At 40.9% G+C, this 26,375-nt stretch carries 22 protein-coding genes; 16 read left to right on the forward strand and 6 right to left on the reverse strand.

Translation table 11 applies throughout. The features are described 5' to 3' along the window. The first annotated feature begins 1 nt into the window (after position 1). Genes L7A31_RS00370 through L7A31_RS00380 form a run of 3 tightly spaced genes read left to right on the forward strand, consistent with a single transcriptional unit; the run spans position 2 to position 2,367 of the window. Complete coding sequence (locus L7A31_RS00370) at positions 2-604, forward strand: type III secretion system domain-containing protein (protein WP_237359493.1); 603 nt, start codon at positions 2-4, stop codon at positions 602-604. Beyond that, the gene (locus L7A31_RS00375; protein WP_237359494.1) at positions 601-1,269 is read left to right on the forward strand and encodes an HrpE/YscL family type III secretion apparatus protein; all 669 of its coding nucleotides are present in this window, start codon (positions 601-603) and stop codon (positions 1,267-1,269) included. Before L7A31_RS00370 ends, L7A31_RS00375 begins: the two co-directional genes overlap by 4 nt. Before the next feature lie 18 nt (positions 1,270-1,287). Then, positions 1,288-2,367, forward strand: coding sequence for a TyeA family type III secretion system gatekeeper subunit (locus tag L7A31_RS00380; protein WP_237359495.1), 1,080 nt, complete (start codon positions 1,288-1,290; stop codon positions 2,365-2,367). A gap of 31 nt (positions 2,368-2,398) precedes the next feature. On the opposite strand, the gene L7A31_RS00385 is transcribed toward L7A31_RS00380, so the two are convergent. Both L7A31_RS00385 and L7A31_RS00390 read right to left on the reverse strand, forming a co-directional pair. Continuing rightward, on the reverse strand, positions 2,399-2,998 hold the full coding sequence (locus L7A31_RS00385) for a hypothetical protein (RefSeq protein WP_237359496.1): 600 nt from the start codon (positions 2,996-2,998) through the stop codon (positions 2,399-2,401). A gap of 34 nt (positions 2,999-3,032) precedes the next feature. After that, the gene (locus tag L7A31_RS00390) at positions 3,033-3,479 is read right to left on the reverse strand and encodes a type III secretion system chaperone (RefSeq protein WP_237359497.1); all 447 of its coding nucleotides are present in this window, start codon (positions 3,477-3,479) and stop codon (positions 3,033-3,035) included. Between the two features lie 401 nt (positions 3,480-3,880). Here L7A31_RS00390 and L7A31_RS00395 point away from each other — a divergent pair, with 401 nt between their 5' ends. The 3 genes from L7A31_RS00395 (at position 3,881) to L7A31_RS00405 (ending at position 8,454) form a co-directional block, all read left to right on the forward strand. Next, complete coding sequence (locus tag L7A31_RS00395; RefSeq protein ID WP_237359498.1) at positions 3,881-4,375, forward strand: type III secretion system chaperone; 495 nt, start codon at positions 3,881-3,883, stop codon at positions 4,373-4,375. A 355-nt stretch (positions 4,376-4,730) separates the two neighbouring features. Next, entirely contained in the window at positions 4,731-7,247 is a 2,517-nt protein-coding gene (locus L7A31_RS00400) for a hypothetical protein (RefSeq protein ID WP_237359499.1), read from the forward strand. 547 nt (positions 7,248-7,794) lie between these two features. After that, a complete protein-coding gene (locus tag L7A31_RS00405) occupies positions 7,795-8,454 on the forward strand; it encodes a L,D-transpeptidase family protein (RefSeq protein ID WP_237359500.1) in 660 nt (219 codons plus the stop codon). 66 nt (positions 8,455-8,520) lie between these two features. On the opposite strand, the gene L7A31_RS00410 is transcribed toward L7A31_RS00405, so the two are convergent. Next, complete coding sequence (locus tag L7A31_RS00410; protein WP_237359501.1) at positions 8,521-9,276, reverse strand: substrate-binding periplasmic protein; 756 nt, start codon at positions 9,274-9,276, stop codon at positions 8,521-8,523. Between the two features lie 72 nt (positions 9,277-9,348). Beyond that, a complete protein-coding gene (locus L7A31_RS00415) occupies positions 9,349-11,037 on the reverse strand; it encodes an RluA family pseudouridine synthase (RefSeq protein WP_237359502.1) in 1,689 nt (562 codons plus the stop codon). 603 nt (positions 11,038-11,640) lie between these two features. Here L7A31_RS00415 and L7A31_RS00420 point away from each other — a divergent pair. The 7 genes from L7A31_RS00420 (at position 11,641) to sctQ (ending at position 18,039) form a co-directional block, all read left to right on the forward strand. Then, a complete protein-coding gene (locus tag L7A31_RS00420) occupies positions 11,641-11,982 on the forward strand; it encodes a hypothetical protein (RefSeq protein WP_237359503.1) in 342 nt (113 codons plus the stop codon). Between the two features lie 419 nt (positions 11,983-12,401). Beyond that, positions 12,402-12,773, forward strand: coding sequence for a hypothetical protein (locus tag L7A31_RS00425; protein ID WP_237359504.1), 372 nt, complete (start codon positions 12,402-12,404; stop codon positions 12,771-12,773). Further along, a complete protein-coding gene (locus L7A31_RS00430; RefSeq protein ID WP_237359505.1) occupies positions 12,770-14,821 on the forward strand; it encodes an EscV/YscV/HrcV family type III secretion system export apparatus protein in 2,052 nt (683 codons plus the stop codon). The genes L7A31_RS00425 and L7A31_RS00430 overlap by 4 nt, the downstream gene beginning before the upstream one ends. After that, entirely contained in the window at positions 14,808-16,142 is a 1,335-nt protein-coding gene (gene sctN, locus L7A31_RS00435; RefSeq protein WP_237359506.1) for a type III secretion system ATPase SctN, read from the forward strand. Before L7A31_RS00430 ends, sctN begins: the two co-directional genes overlap by 14 nt. Then, complete coding sequence (locus L7A31_RS00440) at positions 16,136-16,525, forward strand: hypothetical protein (RefSeq protein ID WP_237359507.1); 390 nt, start codon at positions 16,136-16,138, stop codon at positions 16,523-16,525. The genes sctN and L7A31_RS00440 overlap by 7 nt, the downstream gene beginning before the upstream one ends. After that, positions 16,506-17,015: a hypothetical protein gene (locus L7A31_RS00445; RefSeq protein ID WP_237359508.1), complete on the forward strand. Its 510-nt coding sequence runs from the start codon at positions 16,506-16,508 to the stop codon at positions 17,013-17,015. Before L7A31_RS00440 ends, L7A31_RS00445 begins: the two co-directional genes overlap by 20 nt. Next, positions 17,005-18,039 (forward strand): type III secretion system cytoplasmic ring protein SctQ, encoded by a 1,035-nt coding sequence (gene sctQ, locus L7A31_RS00450; protein WP_237359509.1) that lies wholly within the window; start codon positions 17,005-17,007, stop codon positions 18,037-18,039. Before L7A31_RS00445 ends, sctQ begins: the two co-directional genes overlap by 11 nt. Before the next feature lie 317 nt (positions 18,040-18,356). Here sctQ and L7A31_RS00455 read toward each other — a convergent pair whose 3' ends face one another. Continuing rightward, a complete protein-coding gene (locus L7A31_RS00455; RefSeq protein WP_237359510.1) occupies positions 18,357-19,157 on the reverse strand; it encodes a substrate-binding periplasmic protein in 801 nt (266 codons plus the stop codon). Positions 19,158-20,227: 1,070 nt separating this feature from the next. Between L7A31_RS00455 and L7A31_RS00460 the strand changes: the two genes are divergently transcribed. The 3 genes from L7A31_RS00460 to L7A31_RS00470 all read left to right on the forward strand — a co-directional run bounded on the left by L7A31_RS00460 (position 20,228) and on the right by L7A31_RS00470 (position 23,249). Beyond that, the gene (locus tag L7A31_RS00460; RefSeq protein ID WP_237359511.1) at positions 20,228-20,416 is read left to right on the forward strand and encodes a hypothetical protein; all 189 of its coding nucleotides are present in this window, start codon (positions 20,228-20,230) and stop codon (positions 20,414-20,416) included. A 24-nt stretch (positions 20,417-20,440) separates the two neighbouring features. Then, complete coding sequence (locus L7A31_RS00465) at positions 20,441-20,725, forward strand: hypothetical protein (RefSeq protein ID WP_237359512.1); 285 nt, start codon at positions 20,441-20,443, stop codon at positions 20,723-20,725. 208 nt (positions 20,726-20,933) lie between these two features. Next, complete coding sequence (locus L7A31_RS00470) at positions 20,934-23,249, forward strand: methyl-accepting chemotaxis protein (protein WP_237359513.1); 2,316 nt, start codon at positions 20,934-20,936, stop codon at positions 23,247-23,249. Positions 23,250-23,596: 347 nt separating this feature from the next. On the opposite strand, the gene L7A31_RS00475 is transcribed toward L7A31_RS00470, so the two are convergent. After that, on the reverse strand, positions 23,597-25,756 hold the full coding sequence (locus L7A31_RS00475; protein WP_237359514.1) for a Kelch repeat-containing protein: 2,160 nt from the start codon (positions 25,754-25,756) through the stop codon (positions 23,597-23,599). Positions 25,757-26,375: the final 619 nt, after the last annotated feature.

The following is a 26,375-nucleotide window of genomic DNA, read 5'->3' on the forward strand; positions in this document are numbered from 1 at the left end:
TATGTTGATAGATAAAGCTATATTTAATTTCTACCAGCTCGCCTATAGCCCCGGACTCACTATGTCACCTCAGTGGTGGGAAGTACTTAACCTAGCGTCGTGGAAGGAAGTCTACTCTCGCAGCCCTGAGTGCCGTCAATCAGTGGATACACTTATCCAGAGCCGAAGAGGGTTTGCAATACCTTCTCTCACCGTACCTGAGGCCGAATGGCAGTTGTATGTTTGCCGAGAGATAGAACGTTTACCCAAACTCCTCGCTGCTTTGGGGCTCATTCGTCTCGCTCGTTTAGATTACTTACTTTTGCGTCAGTATCGCGAATCACTTCTTATCTATTTTGAGCCACACGAACTGACACAACTAGAAGCAATTTATCCGGACGTACAATTTATTGATGAACAAATAAAGGTAGATGTTGAACCACTTTCAGTATCTTCACTACCCAGTTTAGCTTTGTATTTAGGTTGGGATGGGCTTCAGCAAAGCAACATATTTTGGCAAGTCTTGGCAATCCTATTCCCACCTAACTTTATGTCGACGGGAGTTGGAGAAGAAGCGCGAGCGTTGATGCAGCAGTGGTTTGTACGCTTTCGGAGGTTATTGTGAATCCATTTAATATTCCGGTGCGTCAGTTTCAGGTGCCGACACATGAAAAGCAGCTTGTGCGCAGAGAAGATCTCGAGAAAATGGAAAGGGCACAAGATATCTTAGAGCAAGCGAGATCGAGAGCCAACGCATTGGTGGAGCAAGCCCAGCAAGAACTAGAACAAGCGCGGTGCGAAATTAGCGAGATGCATCAACGCGCTGCTCAGGAAGCCAAGCAAAGCGCGACTTTGCTGGCAGAGCAAGCAAAAGAACAGGCGATATCAAAGACGGTCGATTGGATTGTTGATGAAGTTTCAATAGAGCAAGTCATCGCTAAGCAAATGTCTGAGCGAATACGTTCGCTAGTTACTGTGGCAATCCGCGAGTATTCGGCAACACAAGATGTCAGTGAAATATTGGTTCGTAGGCTAACCAAGCCCATAGATGAACAGTTAGCAAAAGGTAACGTGACACTGAAGGTTCACCCGAATGCTATGCATTCAATACGCGGAACCTTGGGAGAAAATGACGGCTTGACGGTGGTTGCGGACGACGGGCTATCCGACAAGCAAGCACGGTTAGAAACCGCACTGGTTCGCGTGGATATTGACCTCGACCAGCATTTGCAACTGATACTCGATAAGTTGCTTTGTGAGCCGGAAGCGTTGGCGGTGGGCGAGCAGTAATATAGGGCAGCAGAAATAATGGACAACTTGCTAAAAACAAACAGTTTCTCAAACAGTGCCACTTTTTTTTCTCCTTCCGAAAGCAGCGACGTACAAGGTGCAAAGCAGCATTTCCCTGGAACATCCATTCAAGAGTCAGTACAGGCGGCCTTGGCTGATATAAAGCAAGGAGCGCTCGAAGAAGCAATGGAAGAAGCAAGCTTAGCTTTAGGCGGTAAGCTTCGGGATTTAAAGTTGGGTAAAGATAAATCACGCTCAGAGATTGATAGAAACAAAGAAATGCTGGATAAGTTGATCAAGCAAATCACGCAGATCGATCCTGCGCAGCTGGCCCAGCTTGCTGCTAAGTACCCCGGCGCCTCAGATGCTGCAGATCCTTTAATGTTTCTTCGCCAAGCTGGTGCTTCAAACGCAGAAATTGCGCTGATTCTTGGTTTTCTTCTTGCTAGTGGTGGATTGAGCGCTAAGCAGAGAAAGCGACTAGAAAAAGCCATGCAGGATATTCTTGAAGAGTCAGATGCATTGGGTATAGATTTGTTCACATTCTTAGAGTTTGGCCCTGCAACTTCTCAAGTAACGACACAGCTAAAACGGATATACCAGAAAGCTTGTGATGATGATCTTGAGTTAAAAGAGCTCTTCAATAAGCTCAAAGGTCTGCCGGATCGAAATCGAAAGTTGAAAGCATTAATTCGAGGGTTAGCGTTCGAACTTTCTTCTCAAGGAGAGGTTGCACAGGGTAGTAAAATGGCGTCTGTGATCAAGGACTTGCGCAAACTGTTACTTTTTTTTGGTTTAGATCGTCAGTGCGATCAAATCGCTCTAATGATTTCCAACCAGGGTACACCACTGTCAGGCCCACAGGTTCTCGAAGAGCTGATTCTGATGATTGACCAAGCTTGGCTCTATTCTGACTGGATGGACTCAAGGCTTTCCATGCTTGGTTTTGCTGAAAGTGCTAATCGGTTTGCCTACTTGCGCAACATACAAGAGATGATCAAATACATGCCAGACCCATGTTTTAGTGATGAAGATCAGCGGGTACAAATCCTTGAAGTTTGCACTGAAGTTCAAGGAATGTACGCTGATATGGAGTAACGGAAAGGGTGTGATTGCTGGCGAACAAACCCTAGGGTAGAGAGGGTAGAGCAAGCCTGATTGCATCTGCCTTTTTCTGCAGTTGCTCATTGATCAGATTAAACGCTATTTTGGCAGCTTCTACTTTCGTTAGCCGAGAACTTTGGCTACCAACTCTTGACTCAATATCTTTCTTCAAAGCTTTGAGCTCTTTTTCAGTGAAAAGATCGGTTGCTTTTATTGTTTCTGGGTCTGCTTTGGCATCAGCGGCTTTGGCGCATAGTTTGTCAAACAGGCTACCCGATGAGACTCTGATTGCTAGTGATTGATTGTGCGTACTATTAAGCTTAGCTTGCGCTCTTTCAACTGAACGAAACTGATCTTTGAGTTGCCGCGTCGTATTTAATGCATTCTCGTGGGCACTCTTTAGTGTTTGATAGGCAGCGTGCATGATTTTCTTGCTTGGGGATGAGCTTTTGCTGCTTGCTGCCTCCTTTCCCTCAAATTGGTTCTGAATCCACGTAACTGCGCGACCAAAGAATATCTTTAACGCAGAAACAAGGCCGCCTTTTTCACTTTTCTCACTTGGAGAGCCGATGGCGTTGGCTAGTTGTCGATTTAGAGTTTGTGTGGTGCTCAATAAATTGTCCATGAATACCTCCCATATTTCATTGATTGAAATAGACTTAACGATTTAGGTTGAGATAAGAGTGATTAGATTTTTGTGGTACAGCTTCAAAATTACCGATAGCGTTTGTCCATGTTTCAGCGGCATCCAAAAAAGATGCGATAGACGACTTGAAGCTTTCCAATGAAAGGTGGTTTGTATTGCAGGCAGAGATCAAAATCACTGACTCTGCTTTTTTATCAATACTCAAAGTGCCTCCGCCAGTTCCTTTCCAAAACAAATTGGCATCCAATAGCATTTGATAAAACTCAGCTTGTTCATGTTCTGGGATATCACCGACGTTGGAGTAAAGTAGCAAGCGATTTTGCTCTTCATCAAACTCCATATTCAGAACAGTATTGTCAAAACTTAGGCAACAGCAATTATCTGCGTCCATTTGGAGGTTATCTATGCCGAGCTCTCCACCAAATCCATTCATCAGTAAATCGATGTCATTTTTTTTCATGTTGTTTTAATCCATCTACAAGTATGTGAATTGCCAGCTAGGATTATTATAAAAATGATTGAGTCTGGCTTTCGAATTTGTAACTTGAATAACAGTATTTGAAAGTCATCTTTGATTTTAGATGATTGTTAGTTATTTATGTTGCTTGAGCTATTCTTATCATTAATAAAAAAATGCACTGGCTTACGTATTTCTACCAGAGTTAATGACAATAGTAGTGATTGTAGCATCTAGGCGATAATCTTAACGATCTGAGTTTGGGATATCAAAGTAGGAATAAAATAATTTCATTGAGTTTCTTACCCCAATATCAGTTCAAACAGTCTATTCAATTATTGATGATGCCTTAATTACTTAGATGGTGATAATAGGCAAATTTCGAGAGCTAAAAAGGTATGCGTATGAATATAGAAAAGCTTAGTGAAGCTTCGGCTGAAAAGTTTTCTCAGGTTTTTATTGAAGCGTGTGAGTTGAAAAACTGGAAAGTTGACCATTGTGAAGTGTCTGGCTATTCAATGCTAGTGAGTATAGATGGCTTTCCTCTGATATTTTCTTTAAAGGTTAAGCAAAATATATTTTTGCTTTCAAGCTATATATGTCAGATAAAAGATTCTTATAAATCGGTGGTTTATGAAGAGCTTTTGAAAGCAAATCATCTTTTTTCCGAAACATCTGGGATGACTTTATCGTATGTTGCTGATGAGCAAAATGAGCAAGGTTATGCTGCATTAAATTACTACACTAGCTATCAAGTGATTGAGCCTCATGTGCTTATTGATGTTGTCGAATCTTTGATGGCATCGTCGAAAGTATGGAGCAAAAAAATCTCTGAGCTACAAGGTGAGACTAAAACTTCAAGCAATAAGCAAAAATTCACAATGCCCAACTTAGCCTAGTGCTCATTATTGGGAACATTTTCCTTTTTGGTGGGTATTTATTCTAAATTACCTCAAATAATAGAATGGAAACTGAATTTTTACTCAGTTTCTATTTTTTAAATCCCACCTAATCTTCAGCTTTCATAGTAATATTTATAAGTATTAGGAATTATTTGAAAGAACACATTCCACGCATTGATATTATATCCCTGCTCTTGTGACAAAATGTAAATTCGGGTTTACTGCAAGGGCATTCGTTAATCGAGGTTTCTATTCATAAGTATTCACAGTCTCGTAATAACTGGCTGTGTGTTCACTATTATCCAGATAGCTTCGCTCATCCTACAGAAATATAAAATAATAAGGGCAACCTATGGAACGTATACAAAATAGGCAGCATGAGGTTCAATCGCAATTGTCAGAACTGAATGGAGTTAGTCCAATTGCTATTAGAAACCCCAAGGCACATGTATTTCTCCGTACTATTCAGGAGTACAGTAGTAATTATTCAGGGAAGCTTGATAGTGATATCCACACCGACCCTAAAACTGAACTGCACTATAAATTCATGTCTAAGTGTTTAAGGGAATACAATGACAACCTTTTTAACGGAGGCGATTTTGTAGACGGAGATATAGTCGGTAACGCCAATGTGTTTGATTATGCCTTTACAGCGAAAGATGTAAACGCTTTAAAAAGTGGTCTGCAGCGGCGTGATGCTCCACTAAGGAAAGAGCATCAACAAGTCGTAGACAATTACTCAATGCTCTCTAAATCCCATAAAGCCGTTGGCAGTGACCCTAAGCTCGCGCACATGGTTCGCGATTACAATGAGGGGTTTCAAATATGGGAACAACAAACAGCAGCTTTGACCGAGCATGTGAGTGACCCTTATAGAGAGTCAATTAATAAGGCTTTAGAAGATACAATTAGTGATTTTTGCCAGCAGCACGGTCCAGAAAAGACAAGAGCTGCATTTCCGGGATTAGTATCCGAAACAGACCCAGTACAGCTGAAAGATTCCATCGCTTATGTGTCTACCAATCAACTCTTAAATATTCTGACAACCGCCACTATTCCCAGACTATCTGATGAGGCTTACTTCCAAAGTGACGCTTATAACTGTCTTCAAAAGCATTTTGCAGAGCAAGGCATTAAGCTAGACAACGGTGCCCTTGGAGGAATGTTCCAATCTTTGAAAACTCGCTTAGGTGGTGTCGCTACCAATGCGACTGCCAAGTTTTCTCCATCTGAGCCTCATAGAGCGAAATTGGAAGAGAAAATAGTCTCTGCTGTCGAGCAATATATGGATTTGGACAAACATGCAAACAGTAACCATCATGGGTTGGGTGAAGATGGTTTTCGAGCAGCTAAAGCCCGAGGAAAGTTTGACAGGCTGGTTACCATTGATGATAACGGCAAAGTAAGCCTTAGAGATAGCCTCCGAGAATTACCGATGGATGAATTGAATGATTTAGTCCTGAGCGTATATAAAGATGACTTAGGTAGTAATGCTTCTATCTGGGGGCATGGAAAGACAACCGACTCCCAGAAGCAACTCCATCAAGCTCTCTCTGAAGCCAACATGTCTATTAGCCATGACGGACTTTTTGTGGCGACTGCGGCTGAAGATGCAAAGAAAACCCAGGCTATCAAGGCACAAATTGTGGTTGCGGTTGAGCAATACATGAACCTAGATAAACATCAAAACGATGGGCTAGATGAGCAACAAATAAAAGAGAAAACGCTCGAAAAGTTTGGCAGATTAGTCGATATAGATGATGGCGGTGCGATTACGCTGAACGAAGAAGCATCAGATCTTGGCCTACAAGAGCTTGAAGAGTTAGTTGCAGACGTTTATCAAAAGGATCTTAGCAGTAGCGCCTCAATAAAAGGCTTTGGCAAGGTAACCGATGCACAGATTCAGCTTCGCTCTGCTCTAGCAGGCAAGAACATGGATATAGATAAAGGCTTTGCAGCGATTTATCCAGAAACCATAGATTATTCAGAGCTTCAGCAGGCAATGTCTCGAGGTTTTACCGAGCATAAAGAGTTAGAAGCTGAACTCTCCAATCTAAAGCACCAAATCAACAGCCGAATCAAAACTCTTACTAAAAGCAAAGTGGTTGATATCCAGCAACCCAAATTGCCTGATGCGAGTGATCAAGTAGAAAAGTTGGCAAGAGACTGTGATGTTTATGTAAGGCGAAAAGTGGCGGAGGTGTTAACCAAAAACACCCTATCTAGAGGCTTACAAGATCTATGGCACCGAGATGACTGGAGTATAAGGAACATGGGTAAGGCTGCTATCGTGGACTCAGTCAGACAAAGGTCTCAAGCAATCATTGCTGATGCCCAGCAGCGAGCAATGGATAAAACAAAGCAGTTCTTTTTGCAGGGACTGCAAGATCCCCACAACAAACTTGATGCAGAAACAAAGTTGGCAATAGAAGCTAGTGTTAAGGAGGCATTTTCTCAGCCTCCAACCTACGATCCATTACAGAACGGAGTAGTGATGAAACCCGCACTTGATGCGCTTAATAAAATCCGAAAAGCGTTTCCAAAGTCAGATAACGTGCACCTAAATACCTACATGGCTAAAGTGAACGAGAAATTCTTGGATTTCTATCATAATGGTCAAAAAATCAATCCAAAAGAGTTGAGAGTTTTAGCAGATCAGCTCAAACAAACTGAGTTGCTAGAAGACAAAAATAGGCAATCACAAGAAGCGAAAGCTCTAATAAAAAGCTCAGCATCTGGATATAAAGTGCATTTCAGAAAGCTTACAGAGCAAATAGACAACCCGAAAAGCAATATCAACCTAGAGCAAATCAAGTTGAGGCATCTAATTGCAACAGCGCAGCAAAAACGCGATGACCTAGGTTTGTAAAAGCATACATACTGCGACTTGGTCATAGCTCAATACACGGGTAGTTCTAGAGGTACGTAGAACTACCCGTTTTTTCTTTGTCAGCATGTCTATCGTGTCATCATGATATGAATGAATGTCATCACATTTATATTGCTTGGATGCGATCTTTCTCTATGTTTAGCCATAGTTGATTACATTAGGGAATAGGTAATCATTTGATTAATTTTTCATCTCACTCATTCTTACTAAATATAATAGTATGTCACTGATTTAAAAAGTATTTAGTGGGTCTGTTATCTTGACGAGCAACCATGTCGTTCACTATTCTGCCCTCCTGTTAAATTTATTTTTACTAGAGCTTTTCCATGCCAACCTGTGTTGTATGGCGACTAAACTTCACTTGTGGTAGAGCTTGCGCTAAATGGATTAATTATCCAAGAGAATCAACATTATGAAGGCATCAAAAAGCCAATTTCTTTTCTCAATACTTTCTTTTCTCACACTAGTTTGTACAAGCACAAATTCTATAGCTAGCCCTCAAGGGTTATTAGAGAATAGTAGGCAAATGCTGCTGGTTACCGTGCCCCAACTCAATGATTATCATGCGACTTTGCGTTTATACCAGCGCGCAAGTGTGAACGGTCGTTGGCAGCTATCTTCTATTGACGGACAGCAATCCATTCCGGCTGTTATTGGTAAAAATGGATTAGCTTGGTCAGCAAGCCTGAAGGATAAGCCCACGAATATGAGTTACAAGAAAGAAGGGGATGGTCGGACACCTGTTGGTGCCTTTGCGTTACCTGAGGCTTTTGGGATAAGCAATAGCCCACATCCGTTTATGCCTTATATTCATGTTGATTCAAATACTGTCTGTGTTGATGACTCTAACTCCAATTCATATAACAAAGTAGTGAATAAATCGCTACCGAATTTAAGGCAAGATTGGAGCAGTGCTGAACAAATGGCTGATGCTGTACCTATGTATAATGCTGGCTTAATTGTCAGTTACAACCCCAAAAATGAGGCTGGTAAAGGGTCTTGCATTTTTGTACATCAGTGGCGTTCACCAAATGCTGGAACAGCAGGCTGTACCGCGATGGATAGTAAAGATATAACTTATCTAGTTAGTCACTTGAAGAAAGTAGATAAGCCAGTTCTAGTGGTGTTGCCGACAGGGGAATACTCTTCTTTTGATAGCAAATGGGGACTGCCAGCCTTAAGCTGACAAGAGAATATACCAAGGTATTGTGTCTAGTTTTGGCGCCAGCTAGGTGCTTTACCTTTATTTAGGTTACTTTAATTTGTACTCGCCACGAATTGACGCTTCTCGATAAGCTTCATATCTTCCGTCTTCGACCACTTTTGAGAACCCGCGATTGAAAGTGTTTATGAGTTGTTTTGTTCTTGGCGAGTCTGTAGGCATGAGAATGTAATAACTGCGGTTATTCACTGGTTGATTGTTTTCAGTGATCTTACCCTGTAAGCCAATTCGATGAATGATAGCCATACCAACATCACGGTCTTCTATCACGAAATCTAGTCGGCCGAGTGCCAGCTTTTTGTAGTTATTTTCAGCAACAAATATGCGCTCTAGCTTAATAAAACCTTGTTCTTCCCACTTTTCTATTCCATAGGAAAAGCCGTCGATACCGCCAATTTTATATGCTTTGAGCTCTTCAGGTTTATTCCATGTAATCGGATTATCTGTACGTTGGAACAATACGTTGGTTAAGGTAACCACCGGGGCAGTATAAGAAAAGTGCTTAGAACGCTCTTCACTTTTCCCCCATAGAAATGTGCCATCAACCCTGCCTTGTTTCGCTTCTTCCATCGCCCTTTTCCAAGGCATGTAAATTAACTCAACATCGTAGCCTTCTTCAGCAAACGCCTCGACAATAATTTGCGAGACATACCCGTCGTTTTTTAGCGTTGCAGACTGAAATGGTGCCCACTCACCAGTAGCAAGCTTGACGGTTTGTGCGCTTGATAAGCTAGAAAAAAGCAAACATATTCCAAACCAAAAACCAACCTTGAGTGCATGTAACATGCTAAATTTCCATTGTATGAAAGTCCCTTTCTATACAAAGGTTAGTGGTAAACTGGCGACCTAACAAATGTATTAATCGAGTTTAAACGGTGCGTCCACTTGAACGCGCATAGGTTGCTTTGAATACGGATGAAGTATCTCAAGTGTTTCAGCGTGGAGGTGAAGGCGATCTGCATGAGTTCCATAGAGATCATCGCCAACAATCGGCATATTTAGGCCTTCAATATGGGCGCAATGCACTCGAAGTTGGTGAGTTCTGCCGGTCACTGGGTAGAGGTATAGTTTCGTTCGGTTGTCTTTGGATTCAATTACCTGCCAACGAGTGTGGGCCGGTTTTCCGTGTTTATGGCAGACCAGTTGCCTTGGCCTATCATTGATATCGCCACGCAAAGGTAGAGAAATATCGCCTTCATCCGAGGCAAGCGCTCCTTCGATTATCGCCACATAGCGCTTTTTCACCGTGCGAGAAATAAACTGTTTTTGTAAACTTTTATTGGCTCGACGAGTAAGAGCGAAGACCAGCAAACCAGAAGTGGCCATGTCCAGCCTGTGTATGACAAACGGGCCTTCTGCATCAGGATAGAGGGCTTGTAGTCTTGTAAAAGCCGAATCACTAATATGCTTGCCAGGTACGCTGAGTAGCCCGGAAGGCTTATTGACGATTACCATCGCTTCATCTTGATAGAGGATTTCAATCTCTTTGTTTGACGCTTGATTTTGCAATAGAGGATTGTCGTCTAGTTCCATGCCAGCCAACATGTGGCCCAAGATAGGGTGGCACTTGCTTTGACACGCTGGGTAGTAGTGTTTGTGTTTGCGGATTTCTGATTTTGGTGAGGCGCCCCACCAAAACTCGGCCATACAAATAGGTTCAAGCTTGTGCTCAAATGCGTAGTGAAGCAACTTTGGCGCAGCGCATTCACCAGAGCCTGCGGGTGGTATTGGGTTCGCTGTATCTGCAAAAATATCTAGCAAGCTTTTGTGTTCGCCAGACTTGTTCAAGAATTGATATTGACTGAATAGCTTTTTCTGCAATGCATTTGAAAGGGATTTGCGCTTTTCTTTTAGCTGATGCAATTGTGTAGATAGCTCATCGAGCTTTGCTTGAACTTTCGAGATCTCTAGCTCTTTTTGTTGTTTTAGCGTTTTCAGCTGATTCTTTTCAGAGACGCTTTGTTTGCCCAAATCCAATATGAGTTGCTCAAGTTGTTCGGGTTGAAGTGATGCTTTGCCTTCTGCGCGTTGAGCTTTTCGCAATGCGCGGCTTTCAATCATCATGTTTCTATGTGACTCAATGGCAAGGTCGGCTGCTTTAGCAATGCTATCTAGTTGCAATGCCAATGTATTGAACTCTGGGTTAGCTTCAAGCTCTTTTATCTCAGCATTGAGCTCGTTGATCTCGATGCCTTCATTTAAGAAAAAACCGTCGCTTTTCAGCATGTCAAAAACAGGTGGAACGAAACCTTCAATCAGGTTTTTGTCGCCAATTTTGCCAGAAAACGCTGAAAGGTAACCAAGCTCGCCTTGGTTATTTTTAACGACCAATACGCCAAACATTTTGCCGCCATCCGCTTTGTCATTTTCGCTTCCAAAGTCGTGTTGCCAATCTGGTTTTGAGACCAGAAAGTCTTGCAGTTCTTGTGCAGCGAGAGCACTCAATGGATCAGGTTGATAGCAAAATGGAAAGGTAAAGCGAGCCGGAACTGTATATGCATCGATTGAGGCTTTAAAAGGGGTAAAACACGGTTCAAAAGAAGGCATACTCAGATCTACATAGCGGGACAAGATTCAAAGACGTGATTGTACTCTTTTATGGATCATTTCTCACCTTCAAAGCCTTGCTAGATCTGCGCTGTATGGTGTATTTGGTTTACAGCCTATCCAACATGTTGATTTATTTGGAAATTACTGAACGAACTATTAGTACGTTAAGGCTCGATCGCTTTTTATTTACAATCAGGAAAAAGAGGTAGGGTAGCCAAAAAGTTCCTACTCCCAATTGGCTTAAAATAGAAGCCCTTTAACTATCTGTTAGTGTGTGTTTTCACCACCACAAGTTATCAGTTGTTGATTATTCTAGAAACTCGCCATCACTGATTAATATAAATTTCAACGATCTATTATATATTCTCAATATATAAGCTAGCATTTCGATAATTTAAAATCCATAGTAGTTTAGCTAAATATTTTCATTGTGTGCATTCACATGTTTAATAATCTTGCAAAACTTATTATTTATATTAATTTTTAATAATAAAATATAAACCGATCAGTTAATTAATTTTATTGATAATAATTGTCAACCTGTACTAGTATTCAACTCGTGGTATGTCACTACGCAAATTTAACTATTAGGGATAAAAAATGAAATTAAAAGGAATCATTTCTTTCGGCTCAATATTATTAGCTTCAATCTCCTTTGCATCATCAGCATCAGAAACATTAACAAGTGACGTAAAAATAACACATGTTGATGTTCAGACATTGGAGAAGAGCGCGTATCCTGGAGGGCTGAAGACAACCATCGCAGTTGAACCCTACTTCCAGTACTGTAAACACGTTACATTAAATGCTCAGTCATCTACGTATGACAACTTATATAAAGAAGTAAATGAAGCTTATTGGAGCAAAAATACAGTACGTGTAACATATTATTGTGATGATATTAAAGATAAAGCAATTATAACCAACGTGAAATTCATATAAATTGAACTTATCACACCTCGTAATTTAATTGTATTATAGAGTTCACAAAAGCCTGCGCTAGCAAAGTGATGCTAGCGCACCTATTTATTTATAATGACAATAAAAACACTAGATTAACTCTTTATTTGTAGAAATAACATTTTTTCGTGGTGTATTTCTGTCCAGAACTGAGCTAGATATTAAATTTTAATTGTCACTTCATAAATATTGCTAGTAGAAACACTCCTCATAAATGCTCAAACGTTAGCTCCCGTATCGTTAGGAGAGCTTTGAAAAAGCTCATTTCTGATCCAACTAAATTGTCTCCGGAGAGCCGAACGATCTAAGCGAATTTATCTCCCGATTAAGGTGTTCACCTGATAGCTTCAAAATAGTAACCCAGAGAAGATGTCAGCATGGTAACGCCCAGTGTGATAGGTATGGATTTAAAGACGCAACGCAATTTAGATAGGTTTATGGAGTTGCTTGGTGTCTTTGGCGTTCGGGCTGACGATCATATTGAGATAGAGCGTGAGAATGAGCGATTGTTCTTTGAGCAGAAAAGCGAGCACATCCTGTTTTCTATCGCGGTATCAATCGATGTAAATTTCATAGCACAAGCCCAGTTGTGGTTGATGCCTCGCCTAAATCTAGAACGAACTTTTGGGTTGCCTGTTCGCTGCTTTAGGTTAGGGGCGCTGTTGGTCTGTTCGGTTGCTTGCCCTAACTCTACATTCAGTGGTGACTCACTTTATCCTCTCTATCAATACTTAAGTCGAATGTTAGCTGAAGCTGCTAAGGGGAGAAGATGAAAAGCTTGACGAAATTTCTTTCTGTAGCGTCGGGAAGACAAGATGTCATTTTAATCATCATGCTCATGGTTGCCATTTTCATGATGATCTTGCCCCTACCAACAGCGCTTGTTGACTTGCTCATCGCGGTGAACCTGACATTCTCAATCATATTATTGATGATTGCTGTTTATATACGCGAGCCACTAGAGTTTTCGGTTTTTCCTTCGGTTTTGTTGATTACCACGCTGTTTAGGTTGTCGTTAACCATTTCTACCAGCCGTCTTATTTTGCTCCAACATGATGCCGGAGAGATTGTATATACCTTCGGTAACTTTGTCGTCGGAGGAAATATGGTGGTGGGAATGATCATTTTTGCCATCATCACGATTGTTCAGTTTATTGTCATTACCAAAGGCTCTGAACGTGTTGCTGAAGTGGGCGCGCGTTTCTCTCTTGATGGCATGCCGGGTAAACAGATGAGTATTGATGGTGATATGCGTGCAGGCACCATTGATGCTGCTGAAGCGAAGCGGCAAAGAACACTTGTGCAAAAGGAAAGTCAGCTTTATGGCGCAATGGACGGAGCCATGAAGTTTGTTAAAGGTGATGCGATTGCAGGCATGATCGTCATATTGGTTAACATCCTAGGCGGTATTACGGTTGGTGTTATGCAGCATGGCATGAGCGCTTCTGAGGCGGCGTCAACCTATTCAATTTTATCAGTCGGTGATGGACTCATTGCGCAAATTCCAGCACTGCTTATCTCCATCACCGCGGGTATTATCGTCACGCGAGTGCCGGGTGAAGAAAAACAAAACTTGGCGAAAGATTTAACCAATCAAATTGGCCATCAACCGCAAGCGCTATTGATTGCCGTCGGTGTCTTGATGATATTTGCCATCATTCCCGGGTTTCCATTTTTTGTATTTTTGACACTTGCGGCTTTGTTATTGGCAGCAGCCTTGTTTTTGATGCGTAAAAACAAGGCAAGCGCTTCTGGAGTCGGCGCCCATTCTGCATCTAACGAGGAGTCTGGAGCTGGTTCAATATCTCCTGGCGCGGTGCCGTTAATGGTTCGTTTATCTCCAGAGTTAGCGAAACAAGGCGATCTGTTAGCCGCAGTGGACGATCTTCGCTGGAAAAAGTTCGAGCAGTTAGGCGTACCGTTGCCTGAAGTGATTCTTCAGCAAGATGCACATTTGCCTGAGAGAACAATGCAGGTTCTGCTCTATCAAGAGACAGTATTAAGCATTCAGTTACCAGAAAATTACACACTGGTTGAAGGTGATGCGGAGTCGTTCTCAAATTCCGCAGAACAGTACTTACCTTTTGGTAGCTCGAAGTTGTGTTGGGTAGAAGTTTCCCAAGGCGAGTCCATCTCCACGACAGGCGTCACGGTATATAAAGGAGCAGAGCAGGTCATCGCCTTGCTGTCGAAAGTGCTTGATCGCTTTGCCAGTGAGTTTATTGGCGTGCAAGAGTGCCGCTTTCTCATGGATGGGATGGAAAATAAATACTCTGAACTGGTTAAGGAGCTTCAGCGGCAACTCCCGATAGGCAAAATTGCAGAAATCCTGCAAAGATTGGTGGCAGAAAATATCTCAATTCGCGATCTAAGGAGCATCTTTGAAGCACTGTTGGAGTGGTCTCAAAAGGAGAAAGATGTTGTTCTGCTCACCGAATATGTCAGGGTAGCTCTGAGACGGCATATCATTGGCCGCTACAAAAAAAGTGCCGCGAATATCCATTGTCATTTGATTGGAGATGGCATAGAAAACCTCATTCGAGAGTCTATTCGACAAACATCCGCTGGTGGGTATTCTGCGCTTTCTCCTCAACAAAATAGCCTCATCTTAGAACAAATCCGAAAATTTACCTTGGCTTCGGAAGAGGAAACAGTGCTGCTGACCGCAATTGATGTTCGCCGTTATCTAAGAAAAATCATTGAAAAAGACTTATACACGTTATCTGTTCTTTCATTTCAAGAGCTTGGTGAAGAAGTCGAGCTCAAAGTACAAGGCAGTATTGATCTTATTGGAGAGGAGCTAACAGATGCGGTTGCCTGATTCTAGTCGTATTCAACATCATTTAAATCAGCACTTACCTGCGCAATTTGTGACGGACTCATGTCTTCGTTTTGCTGGTAGGGTAACGTCTGTCGGGCAAACACTTATTGGTGCTCACTTACCTAACGTGGCACTCGGTGAGCTTTGTCAGGTTGGCGATGGATTGCTCTCCGAAGTGGTGGCGTTGGAAGGTGACACAGCGTTGTTATCACCATTTTCTGAGCCTATTGGCGTCGGTTGTGGAGAGCCAGTGTGGCCGCAAGGAAAGGGTCATCAGATAGCTTTGGGTGATCACTTAGTGGGCTCTGTTGTTGATGGCCTAGGCGAGTTGTTGGATGTCGGTGACGTGCCTGTAGAGATTCAAGAGTATCGTTCGATATTAGCTGACGCTCCAGCGCCTTTAGAGCGAGGGCTGATAGAAGAAATTTTGCCACTGGGTATCCGTTCAATCGATGGATTGTTAACGTGCGGAAAAGGGCAACGAATAGGTATTTTTGCTGCCGCAGGGGGCGGAAAAAGTACTCTGCTAAGCATGATGACAACTGGGTGTGAAGCAGATGTCGTTGTACTGGCGTTAGTTGGCGAGCGGGGAAGGGAAGTTCGAGAGTTTCTGGACCAAGTGTTAGGTGAAGAAGCTCGTAAGAAATCGGTTGTTGTAGTCTCAACCTCAGACAGGCCAGCTCTCGAGCGGCAAAAGGCAGCTTTTACGGCCACAACCATTGCCGAGTATTTCCGTGACCAAGGAAAAAATGTGCTCTTAATGGTCGACTCTTTAACGCGCTTTGCACGAGCTTCACGAGAAATAGGGCTGGCAGCAGGTGAGCCGCCAGCAGCTGGTGGCTACCCACCAAGCATGTTTGCTCAGTTGCCAAGGTTGCTTGAAAGGGCTGGGCCAGCATCAGTAGGTAGTATCACCGGAATTTATACCGTTCTGGTTGAGGGAGACAATATGAACGAGCCTGTTGCCGATGAAGTTCGCTCTATCCTAGATGGTCATATTGTGCTTTCTCGCCGGCTGGCAGAAGAAAACCACTATCCGGCAATTGATGTGTTGGCAAGCGTGAGTCGTGTCATGAATCAAATCAGTGACAAAGGCCATTTACACAACGCAGGTAAGTTGCGCCGCTTGTTATCGAGTTACCGAGATATTGAGCTACTTGTTAGAGTAGGTGAATATCAACGCGGTCAAGATCCTCATGCCGACGAAGCGTTAGATCGCTATCAAGATATAAAACAATTCCTTTGCCAGCAGACTCACGAACTGTTCAATTTTGACCAGATTCAAAATGAACTTGCTGGCTCAGTGGGGGCAACATGTTAGGCAAGCTACTGCAAGTCAAAGAGCACAAGGAGAGGGGGCTCCGCGGCAAAATTGCTCAAATTGATTTCAGGCAACAAGAGCTAAAGGCACAGCAGGATGAACTGAAATCTGATCGATTGCACTTGTGGGAAGATTGGCGGAAAAACTGCAATCAAACAGGAGTGTTAAACCACAACAAGTTGATGACGTTTAAGTCGAAAATGGCTGATTTATACCGAAAAGACATACAGTTAGGAGAGCAATCTAAAGAGTTGATTGAGCGGCAAGAAAAGCTTGTAGAGGAACGGATAGCTTTGTCATCAGCATTGCAGAAAAATCGCAAAGAACAAGAAAAACTTAAATACCTGATTGAGGATGAAATCAATGCAAATCTTGGTAAATAACGATTCATGTTCAAGGAAAATACCTAGCCAAAACGAGCAGTCTCAGCCAGATGCTGGTAGCGAACAAAAGTTTTCTAACTTGTATAAGAAGAAAGAAAAGCAGAAAAAAAAGGAATCCGACCCGTCACTTGTCGCAGCCTTTTTTCAGCAACAAAAGAGTGCGCTGCTCGGCAACATGAGCTCGAACGTTGAGGAACAATCAGGCAGTATTAACTCCTTAAAAAACACAGGATCTGTTGCTCAAGACAACCACATGCATGTAGAGCGTATTGACATGCGAACACTCAGCGTGAGGCTTGCAAGTGGCCCAATGGCTGGACTTGAAATTCAGGCAAGCTTGTATGCTGGCCGAGTGCAAATGAAGATCAGAGCAAAAGATGAAACGCACTACAAATGTATTCAGCGGTGTATGAGTGATCTAGAAGCGAAGGCTAATCAGATAAGCTCATATCAAGTGGAAATCAATTTGGAGAAAAAGCGTGGACAGTAACGTTAATCTTCAAACCCAAGAGCTAGACATTCCACACTATTCACAAGAGTCGTTAGAGATACATCGCGTGATTGGTAATGGATTGCATGCACAAGTTGATGAAGACCATTCGATTACGTTGTGTTTGGCAGCGACAGTTCAACGTGACGAAAGTTGGCTACAAGTTGCTTTAAAAATCTCTGACAATGATGTTCAGCTGTTGTGTAAGGAGTCACTCTGGCTGGACTTCATTCGTCCGATTTTGCCTATCGACTGCTTTGAAAGTATTCCATCAGACTTAATGTCAGCCCTAACGTCATCAACTTTGGCGAGTTTTACTGGTTGGTTAAAAGAAAGCGGAATAGAAATCAGCATGATCGAAAACATTCGATGTGCTGAAAGTATCAACTGGCAATCGAGTTCGCTTTCTCTCAGCATCTGTTCTCCTCTTAATCTTGGTCAGCAGTTGCGGTTCTACGTGCAAGATATTTCGCTAGCAACGGTGCAAACCTTGGCAAAGTGGATGACACCTTTGGATATGCCTTCTGAGCTAACAAAGTTGCCAATTGCCTGCGCTGTTGGAGTGAGTCGACTTACCGTTGAACAGCTGAAGAGTCTGCATGTGGGAGATTGTATTGTGTTGCAGTGGAGTGGAAGCTTTGCCACTGGCGAGCTGCTGCTATTTCAAAATAAGCCAGTTTCAATCGTTAAATATGTAGAGAACAAGGGTTTTATCGTGGAGCAAATGATGAATGAATTTGATGAACTTCTCGACTTATCTGATGAAGATAGTTTTCCAGGGTTGAGCAATCAAGAACAAGCTGTTGACCTTGAAAAGCTGGTGGTTCCTGTTGTCATGGAAGTTGGGCAGATAGATGTGTCGATTAGTGAACTTGCCACTTTGTGTTCTGGAAGTATACTTGAAACCGAGCTGAAAGCTTCTCTTCAAGTAAAGCTGAAAGCAAATGGGAAAGTTATCGGCTTTGGCAGTTTAGTTCAATTTGACGACAAACTAGCGGTGGAAATCGAGCAAATTGCGAGCTAGAAATTGTCGGAGGACAATATAGTTTGATCGATTTCTAACGCAGTTTTGGACAAAACCTTCTCAGGTATTCTTAACGAAATTGAGCTGGGTATTAGGAAAAGTATGGTGAATAACCTTCATTCACCTTATTCACCGCGCAACAACTAACCTTAATTTAGACTACTGAATTGCTGCCAGGCCGTCATAAACTTGCAAGCTACCCCTGACGCTTAAGAACCATTTATTTTTGTAAACAGTGCTTAGATAATTGTAAGCACCTGGAGTCATGATTTGATATATCTAAGCTACGAATTTTCCTTAATAGACACAATTGTCATCTACATATTCTTTAAAGGACATACTTCAAGGTTTGGCTTCACTGCATTTCCTTTATCGGGTGTTAAGTAATAGTTTTGAATTTTCTGTAGATAACCTTGGATTTTAAGCTGATCTATAATGTTGTTGAATATCGGCACTAGTGAGCTTTTGTCTTTGTGTAGCCTAATTTTTAATGCTACCGGTTCAAAACGGTATATAATTTTATAATCTTTAATAGCTTCAATATTATTTTCATAACGTGAAAAGTAATACAACGCTTCTTCGTTATTTGCAAATATTGCATCCACTCTTCCCCTAATAAGCTTCGGAAAAAGCGCACTGGATACAGATTTACTAGTTTTTATATCGCCATTATTAATTGCTTCATTGAAGCCAGGATATATATAACCGTTTATTATTCCGACTGTATACCCTTGCAAGCCCTTATAACTTTCTATTTCCTTCATTTCTTTTCTTGCTAGGATTATATCTGTGGTGTTAAAGGTAGAGTTGGTATAAACAGAAGAGCTAGATTGAGAGTTTCGCCAAACCTCAGCGACTGCAGTCTCCGAGAATACTGACTTTCCCCACTCATGTAGAGTACGCTTAGTATTGATTGTATTAATAAACTTTATTGGGACGTTAGAACAGATAGATATTAAGCGCATTGAATCTACGGCGATTCCTTCCCATTCCTCATTTTGGTTCTTCATTATCCAAGGAGGCCAAGGATTTATTGAAACATGCAAAGGTAATCTTGAAGATTGACTTAGTGCGAAAGTCGAGTAACTAAAAAGAAAAAAAAAGAATGCAAATTTCATTGTATGATATCCATCCGAACGTATATTGTTCTAACTATAGTTGATGTTTAAACGTAAGTATTGAAGCTAGCCAAGATCTCAAAAAGCTTAGGACAAAAAATCCCCAGAGCAAAAATTGTTCTGGGGGTGTTCTTTAGAAAACACTAACAACGCCAGTTTGGCTAGGTAATCCTCGGCTTTTAGGATCACCTACAATCTACTACATTCCTCACCTTCTAAATCTAGGAATAAACTCATATGGAACCAATGTCTTGATATTAAATAAATCAAATGATTAATTTGAAAAGTATTTTAGGTATTAGGACCAATCACAATTTGGAGTAAGTAAGTCTTCCATACGGAAGCTATATGGTTCTTTATCTAGATGTTCCAAGTTGCCTTTTTTGAATGAAAATATAGCTCAACTATCAGATAGAAAGTGACTCAAAAGAGGTGCTACATCGGAACTAGTGAAGTCTATATTTATTGATATTCCAGATTATAAATAAGCAACTATAGTGTTTTAGCTTTGGAAAATTAGTCCAGAGGAAAGTGCTCTGGGCTTAACGATATTTAATCATAAGATTAATAAAACAGATTAAGTTGCTTGGTTAGAAGCAGCAAGGATATGCTGTACTTTTCAAGTTCCTTTACTAGATCTCTATCACAAATTATAAAGTAAATTACCTAATTGGTTAATTTTTTAATTTGATTCTAATTCCAAATTATCGCCATCACTATAAATATTTACATTATCAATAATAATATGTGTATGAAATTTACTTATTCTATTATAGCTATTTACTAGTGTGGTAATTATGTGCAATAAGAATGGCTCAGATAAGTTAGAGCTAAAAATATATAGAAAAAACTCCAATGTCTCTTGGGTTTGCCTTGGCTATACGGGTTATCTGGAGCGTATGCCAGCACTTTTTCAGTGGTTCACTACCAAGAGAGAGCGTGGACTTAGCCAATACTTTCTTGTCTTGAGTAATCATAAGGATGAAGTCATTGATTCTAAGTTCATATCTTTTAATAGTGTTTGTGACATATTAAATAAATGGGGGTTTACCTCATGCAAGGAGCTCTAAATGCTCGACAGCACAATCTATGAAAAGCTTTCGGTTTCACTAAAAAGTAAAGTTACTCATATAAATAAGGTTCCAGTATACAGTCGAGAGCAATTAATTAATGAAATCAATAACTCTTCCTCTATTAATGATCTAATCAAAATAGACAAGGCTTTTAAGAAGTTGATTAGGTATCAATTAAACGATTAAGTCCAACTAATTAAAGAGAGTATTATGTCAAAAAAAGTGAAAATACCGGATGAGCATGTAGCCATACACCGAGCTTTGCACCGATTGTTGGATTTGGCGAAAAGTTATGATATACCAATGGCTGGCTCATTATCTTTTCCAGGCAACCTCATTCATTTTGATAATCAAGTACCATCTGTTGTAGGCAAGTTTAATAATGTTCGTAAGTTAGTAGGCAATAAAGGTGCACTTTCCCCATTTTTGGTGGAGGCAAGTACAGTTGATACGATCCTTGAAGTTCACCTTCCCAAGCAGAGAATTGATAAATGAGCCTGTTTATAATTTTATGTACTAAACTCGAATCGAGTTTTCAAAACCCAATTACGAGTAATATCTTCCTTTCGCATGGAAAAGTATTTGCGTAAATAAGAAAAGTGATAATTAAAAAATCCCCATTCACATAAATTGCATACAATTAAAAGTTTATCTGTTTAAAACTATCTGATACAAAATCTTTTTATCGGCTTAGGGACAAGTCATGAAAATAGCATCAAAAATAATTATTTCTACTACGTTACTTTGCGTAATGGGGTTGGTATTTACTGGTACATTTATTGGTTGGAAGGTTTCTAAGCTCTCAGAGCAGGCCCTACTAGAGCGAACACAAAATCAGCTCATCTCAGTGAGAGAAGTGAAAACGGGTGAAATTGAACGGTATTTCAACCAAATTCGGCTACAACTAGATACGCTTGCTAATGATGTTTCTACGCAACAAGCTATGGTAGCCTTTCAGCATGCTTTTCAGTCTTACCCTAGTTCCAAGGTAACTAAAAGTGATAGAAGTAAACTTGAAAGTTATTACACTCGACAGTTTGGTACTGCTTACCAAAAGGCAAATAAAGGACAATCTTCAAACTCGCGCCAAAAACTTTCGCAGCTGTCAGATAGAGCTCAAGCGTTACAAGCTCGGTATATCGCACTGAACTCTAATCCATTGGGTGAAAAGCATTTGTTGATGTCGGATTCGCTGGGTACAGATTATGACGAGGTTCATCAACGGTATCACCCATCGATTAAGCACTTTCTGGAAGCCTTTGGTTATTACGATATATTCTTAGTTGATTTAGATGGGAATATTGTGTATTCCGTCTTTAAAGAGCTGGATTTTGCCACCAACTTACGCCAAGGCCCTTATCAAGGTAGTGGGATTTCCAAAGCATTCTTGAGCGCTGTAAATAAAAGTAAAGGGGAATACCACTTAGAGGATTTTGCACCTTACTATCCATCCTATGAAGCCGCCGCTTCTTTTATTGCCACACCTATTTATAATCAAGGTAAAAAAGTCGGTGTACTCATCTTCCAAATGCCTGTCGATGAAATTAATACCATCATGACGTTTAATGAAAACTGGAAGAATATCGGCTTAGGCGATAGTGGTGAGTCCTATTTAGTAGGGCCAGACGGTCTTTTACGTAGCCAACCTCGTTTCTTAATTGAAGATCCCGAGGACTATTTTACTGCGCTTCAATCAGCAGGAACCAATGCGAACCTAATTCAACAGATTAAAGATAAAGGTTCGGCGATAGGTCGGCAACCTGTTGAGACTATTACTTCTCGTAAAGCATTGCAGGGAGAAAATGGGTTTCTCATTACACCCGATTACCGAGAGGTAGATGTGTTTTCCGCTTATGCTCCCGTTAATGTCGCGGGGTTGCCATGGGCGATATTAACAGAAGTCGATGTAGCGGAAGCGATGGCAGATACTAAAGCATTGATTGACACCGTATTTAATACCATAGTCGTCATTATTCTAATCGTAGTTGTGCTGTCTGTTGTCTTATCCTATCTTGTCGGTAACAGCATATCTAGGCCTATTTCAGCGGCTTCCCAAAAAGTGAAAGACATCAGTGAGTCTAATGACCTGACTCAGCGACTTACGGAAGTAGGACGTGATGAAATGACAGAATTAGCTGTATCTCTCAATGCATTGTTTTCTCAACTGCAAAATGTATTCACACAATTTGCGTCGGCTTCTCACACTCTTAGGGAGGACGCTATCATCATGTCCAATAGTATGGAAGAAACCCGAGCGTCTATTTTAGATCAAAATAACAGAACAACCTCAGTAGCTACTGCGATTAACGAAATGAGCGCTTCGATATCAGAAGTATCTCAATTCGCGAACAAAGCGTCTGAGCATGTTTCGCATGCGAGCCAATCTGGCACTCAAGGTGTGCGTGTAGGCCAAGTATTAGGCAATGAAATTGGCCAATTAAATCAACAGATGGAAACCTCCGTGGAAGCGATTGGACGCCTTAACAATGAAACGAGTTCAATTGCAGAGGTATTGGACGTTATCCAAGGTATCGCAGAGCAAACCAACTTGCTGGCTTTAAATGCAGCGATTGAGGCGGCAAGAGCAGGAGAGCAAGGACGTGGCTTCGCTGTGGTTGCAGATGAAGTTCGCTCGCTGGCGGGTAGAACTCAGGCTTCCACAGAAGAAATTCGAGATAAAATCGATGCTCTTCAAAGTGAAACCAATAGTGTATCCAGTGGTATTGAAAGTGCGAATGAAACCGTTCAAAAAGGGGTGGAAAGCTGTACTAACAATACGGATATGCTGTCTGAAATTATGTCAATGCTCAGTGAAATTAGCGATATGAATGCACAAGTGGCTTCAGCGACAGATGAGCAAAAGTGTGTAACTGAAGAAATCAACAGTAGCATCACTTCTATCGCAGATTCAGCCTCTTCGGTTCGAGTCCAAGTGGAAGATGCCGACAAAATACTCCAGAAACTGTCTGAACAAGCCGACACATTAACAGTTGAAATTAACCAGTTTAAATATAATTAACATTAAGTAAGAGGATGAATGGATTATTTATAGTTAAATAGGGTGAGCACAACGATAAAACATTGAACTTATGATTGTCCTTGTTGCTTAAATCGATGGAACTAAATCAAGAAGCTACGATCTGATTGGCTACGCCATTAATTGGTGTAGCCACAGACTAGGTGTTTTGATTAGATATTGCTCGATTGAGGGTTGATACGCTTGTCGCTGGAATTATGCAACAAAGCCGTGTCTCGTATAAGGTCAAGCCACAATGGCACAAGCATACTTCCTCTCGGAGTTAAACAACTAAACCCCGTCAGATCGTAAGTTCCAATTTTTGGTTCCTTCAAATTGATCAAGCGAGCCTAATAGAGGCTTAATTCTCCACTAACAGTTATTTTAAAGGGTCGTCGCCAATCAGTACCATTCCAAGAAGACCATACTTCGTTTAGAATGTTTCCATCGTACCCACCGATCATCCACAATTTATCATTGAACGTGACGACTTGATGTTTGTTCCTTTCGGAAAAATCAGCACGGCTCACTTCTTCAACCCAATTTTTACCGTCAATAGATGACCATACATCATTGATTCTGCTGCTATCATTTCCACCTATAAGCCAAAGTCTGTTGTCGAATACAGCACATTGATGGCTTTGTCGAGGAGAAAAGTTAGCTTCACTGGACACTTCTGTCCATGAAATACCATCAGTGGACGACCAGACGTCATTTAAGCGAGCATGTGATATACCCCCTATCACCCACAACTTTTCGTTATAAACGATAGTTTGATGCTTAAAGCGGGCTGAAAAGTTTGCTGAGTTAGTTTCCTCTGTCCAATTAATTCCATCGTAAGAAGACCAAATGTCATTCTTTCTACCACCATCATGTCCACCAATAACCCACATTTTATTTGCATAAACCGCCACTTGATGGAATTGGCGGGACGAAAAATCGGCACTAGCTGTTTGTTCGACCCAATGTACACCATCTATAGATGACCATACATCATTGAGCCGTGCTCCGTCATTTCCGCCAATAAGCCAAAGCTTGTCATTATATACAACTAATTGATGATTTTTGCGTGCAGAAAAGTTTGCATTGCTAGATTCAAGAACCCATGAAATACCATCAATTGAGGACCATACATCGTTTAGATCGTCACCATTTCGTCCACCAACAATCCATAGCTTATTGTTAAATTGGACAACTTGGTGATTTTGGCGAGCAGGAAACTGATTATTAAACTGACTGTTACTTGTTAAGTTTACCCAGTATTGTCCATTTATAGAGGACCAAACATCACTTAAAAAGTCACCAGAATCATTTGTTCCACCGATTATAAAAAGCTCGTCATTGGACAATAATGTTTGGTGGCCAGATCGTTTGGAAAACTGAGCGGATTCGCTTTCTTCTATCCAAGTTTCACCATCTGTAGAAGACCAGATATCATTTAAACGGCTGCCATTAAAGCCACCTGATAACCAAAGTCTGCTTTCGAATACAACGATTTGGTGTAAACTTCGGCTCGAAAACTCTGAGCTGTCTACTAGCTTGTCCCAACTCACTCCATCATCAGAAACCCATATGTCATTCAAATATTTGCCAGTTGTTCCACTGTATCCACCAATGAGAAAGAGTTTGTTATTAAACAAGGTTGTTGAGTGATTTCGACGTGAAGAGAAACTAGCATTAGTTGCTTCCTCAACCCAAGTTATTCCGTCACTACTAGACCAAATATCGTTTAGGTCATCACCGCTGTTATAGTCTCGCCCGCCTAAAAGCCATAACTTACTGTCGAAGTTGGTAACAGTTTGATATCTTCTTTTGGAAAACGCTGCATTGCTAGTTTCTTCAAGCCAGTGGATCCCATCAATAGAAGACCAGATATCATTCAAACCTCCACTAGCATCTACACCACCGATCAACCATAATTTATTATTAAATTCAATTACTTTATGGTGCGCTCTAGCTGAAAAACTACTAGTACTAGCTTCCTCTGTCCAAATTTCACCATCGTCGGAAGACCAGATATCATTTAAGTATCCGTCACTACTTTCTCCACCAATGAGTAAATATTTATTGTTGAACTTGATGACACTGTGGAAGCTTCTGGCTGGAAAAGTCGTTAGTGATAACCCATGATGGCTACTAGAAGATGTTGGGTATTTAAAATGATAGTACGCGGGGGTTACTAACGTTAGCACAGAGTCTGTAATAGATGTGCTGTCGGATAAATAGTCTAATTGGCCCTTGGTACAGTTTTCGTAGTGACGAATATTACAGCCACTATTTCTAACACGGTAGTTGAATAGATCGGATACACCTTCATCAAATTGAAGCAGTGTATTATTTATTCCAACCTCAGCAATAAAACTAAAATTGTAATCAACAATCCGGGCCAAACTATCGCTATCACTATTTGTGCTTGTATCAATATCATTTTTTGTATCGTAGTATGAACTATTACATCCAGAAACCAATAATATTAAAAAAAAGATAACCTTTCTATTTACTGAACGCATAAAAAATCCATTTTATTTATCGTTTTAAGTATTTTTATGTAAGCTGGAAGGTACTCAAGTAAGGTAATTTGAGTACCTTAGAAGTTCTTTTCTTGGTTGTATAGTCGCGACGCTATCCATTAATCATCTCGACTCAATAAACCACCTTTAATTGACGATTAGTTAAGCATGAAGTGTTTTTTTGTTTCAATGGCTTAACCGATTGTTATGCAGGAAATAATTATGCTTTTGATTGATTTATTGGAAGAGCCGTAATGGGTCCCTAAAGGTAGTTAGATGAATGAAGAAGCGTTAAAAAATAAGGTTGAATTGTTCACCACCAACTCATATATCACAACTTGTTATGGTTTTATTACGTAACTAAAAACAAGAACAGACTCTATGACGAAAAGGGGCAAAAAAAAGCCCAGAACAATAATTGTTCTGGGTGTGTTCTTTGGTACAACACTAACAACGTCAGTTTCGCTAGGAAATCCTGGGCTTTCAGGATTACTTATAATCTACTATATTTCTCTCCTTCCAATTCTAGGAACAAAATTATATGGAACCTAGGTCATAATATTAAATGAATCGATCGGTTAATTAAAAGGGAATTTTAGTTAATATCAATCGTAATTTA

Source organism: Vibrio marisflavi CECT 7928 (genome assembly GCF_921294215.1).
GTDB classification, from domain to species: Bacteria; Pseudomonadota; Gammaproteobacteria; order Enterobacterales; family Vibrionaceae; genus Vibrio; species Vibrio marisflavi.

What these genes read in the sequence shown, in the direction of transcription:
- L7A31_RS00370 (WP_237359493.1), top strand. Translation starts at nt 2, where the DNA reads ATGTTGATAGATAAAGCTATATTTAATTTCTACCAGCTCGCCTATAGC.
- L7A31_RS00380 (WP_237359495.1), top strand. Translation starts at nt 1,288, where the DNA reads ATGGACAACTTGCTAAAAACAAACAGTTTCTCAAACAGTGCCACTTTT.
- L7A31_RS00385 (WP_237359496.1), bottom strand. Translation starts at nt 2,998, where the DNA reads ATGGACAATTTATTGAGCACCACACAAACTCTAAATCGACAACTAGCC.
- L7A31_RS00390 (WP_237359497.1), bottom strand. Translation starts at nt 3,479, where the DNA reads ATGAAAAAAAATGACATCGATTTACTGATGAATGGATTTGGTGGAGAG.
- L7A31_RS00395 (WP_237359498.1), top strand. Translation starts at nt 3,881, where the DNA reads ATGAATATAGAAAAGCTTAGTGAAGCTTCGGCTGAAAAGTTTTCTCAG.
- L7A31_RS00400 (WP_237359499.1), top strand. Translation starts at nt 4,731, where the DNA reads ATGGAACGTATACAAAATAGGCAGCATGAGGTTCAATCGCAATTGTCA.
- L7A31_RS00405 (WP_237359500.1), top strand. Translation starts at nt 7,795, where the DNA reads ATGCTGCTGGTTACCGTGCCCCAACTCAATGATTATCATGCGACTTTG.
- L7A31_RS00410 (WP_237359501.1), bottom strand. Translation starts at nt 9,276, where the DNA reads ATGTTACATGCACTCAAGGTTGGTTTTTGGTTTGGAATATGTTTGCTT.
- L7A31_RS00415 (WP_237359502.1), bottom strand. Translation starts at nt 11,037, where the DNA reads ATGCCTTCTTTTGAACCGTGTTTTACCCCTTTTAAAGCCTCAATCGAT.
- L7A31_RS00420 (WP_237359503.1), top strand. Translation starts at nt 11,641, where the DNA reads ATGAAATTAAAAGGAATCATTTCTTTCGGCTCAATATTATTAGCTTCA.
- L7A31_RS00425 (WP_237359504.1), top strand. Translation starts at nt 12,402, where the DNA reads ATGGATTTAAAGACGCAACGCAATTTAGATAGGTTTATGGAGTTGCTT.
- L7A31_RS00430 (WP_237359505.1), top strand. Translation starts at nt 12,770, where the DNA reads ATGAAAAGCTTGACGAAATTTCTTTCTGTAGCGTCGGGAAGACAAGAT.
- sctN (WP_237359506.1), top strand. Translation starts at nt 14,808, where the DNA reads ATGCGGTTGCCTGATTCTAGTCGTATTCAACATCATTTAAATCAGCAC.
- L7A31_RS00440 (WP_237359507.1), top strand. Translation starts at nt 16,136, where the DNA reads ATGTTAGGCAAGCTACTGCAAGTCAAAGAGCACAAGGAGAGGGGGCTC.
- L7A31_RS00445 (WP_237359508.1), top strand. Translation starts at nt 16,506, where the DNA reads ATGCAAATCTTGGTAAATAACGATTCATGTTCAAGGAAAATACCTAGC.
- L7A31_RS00455 (WP_237359510.1), bottom strand. Translation starts at nt 19,157, where the DNA reads ATGAAATTTGCATTCTTTTTTTTTCTTTTTAGTTACTCGACTTTCGCA.
- L7A31_RS00460 (WP_237359511.1), top strand. Translation starts at nt 20,228, where the DNA reads ATGCTCGACAGCACAATCTATGAAAAGCTTTCGGTTTCACTAAAAAGT.
- L7A31_RS00465 (WP_237359512.1), top strand. Translation starts at nt 20,441, where the DNA reads ATGTCAAAAAAAGTGAAAATACCGGATGAGCATGTAGCCATACACCGA.
- L7A31_RS00470 (WP_237359513.1), top strand. Translation starts at nt 20,934, where the DNA reads ATGAAAATAGCATCAAAAATAATTATTTCTACTACGTTACTTTGCGTA.
- L7A31_RS00475 (WP_237359514.1), bottom strand. Translation starts at nt 25,756, where the DNA reads ATGCGTTCAGTAAATAGAAAGGTTATCTTTTTTTTAATATTATTGGTT.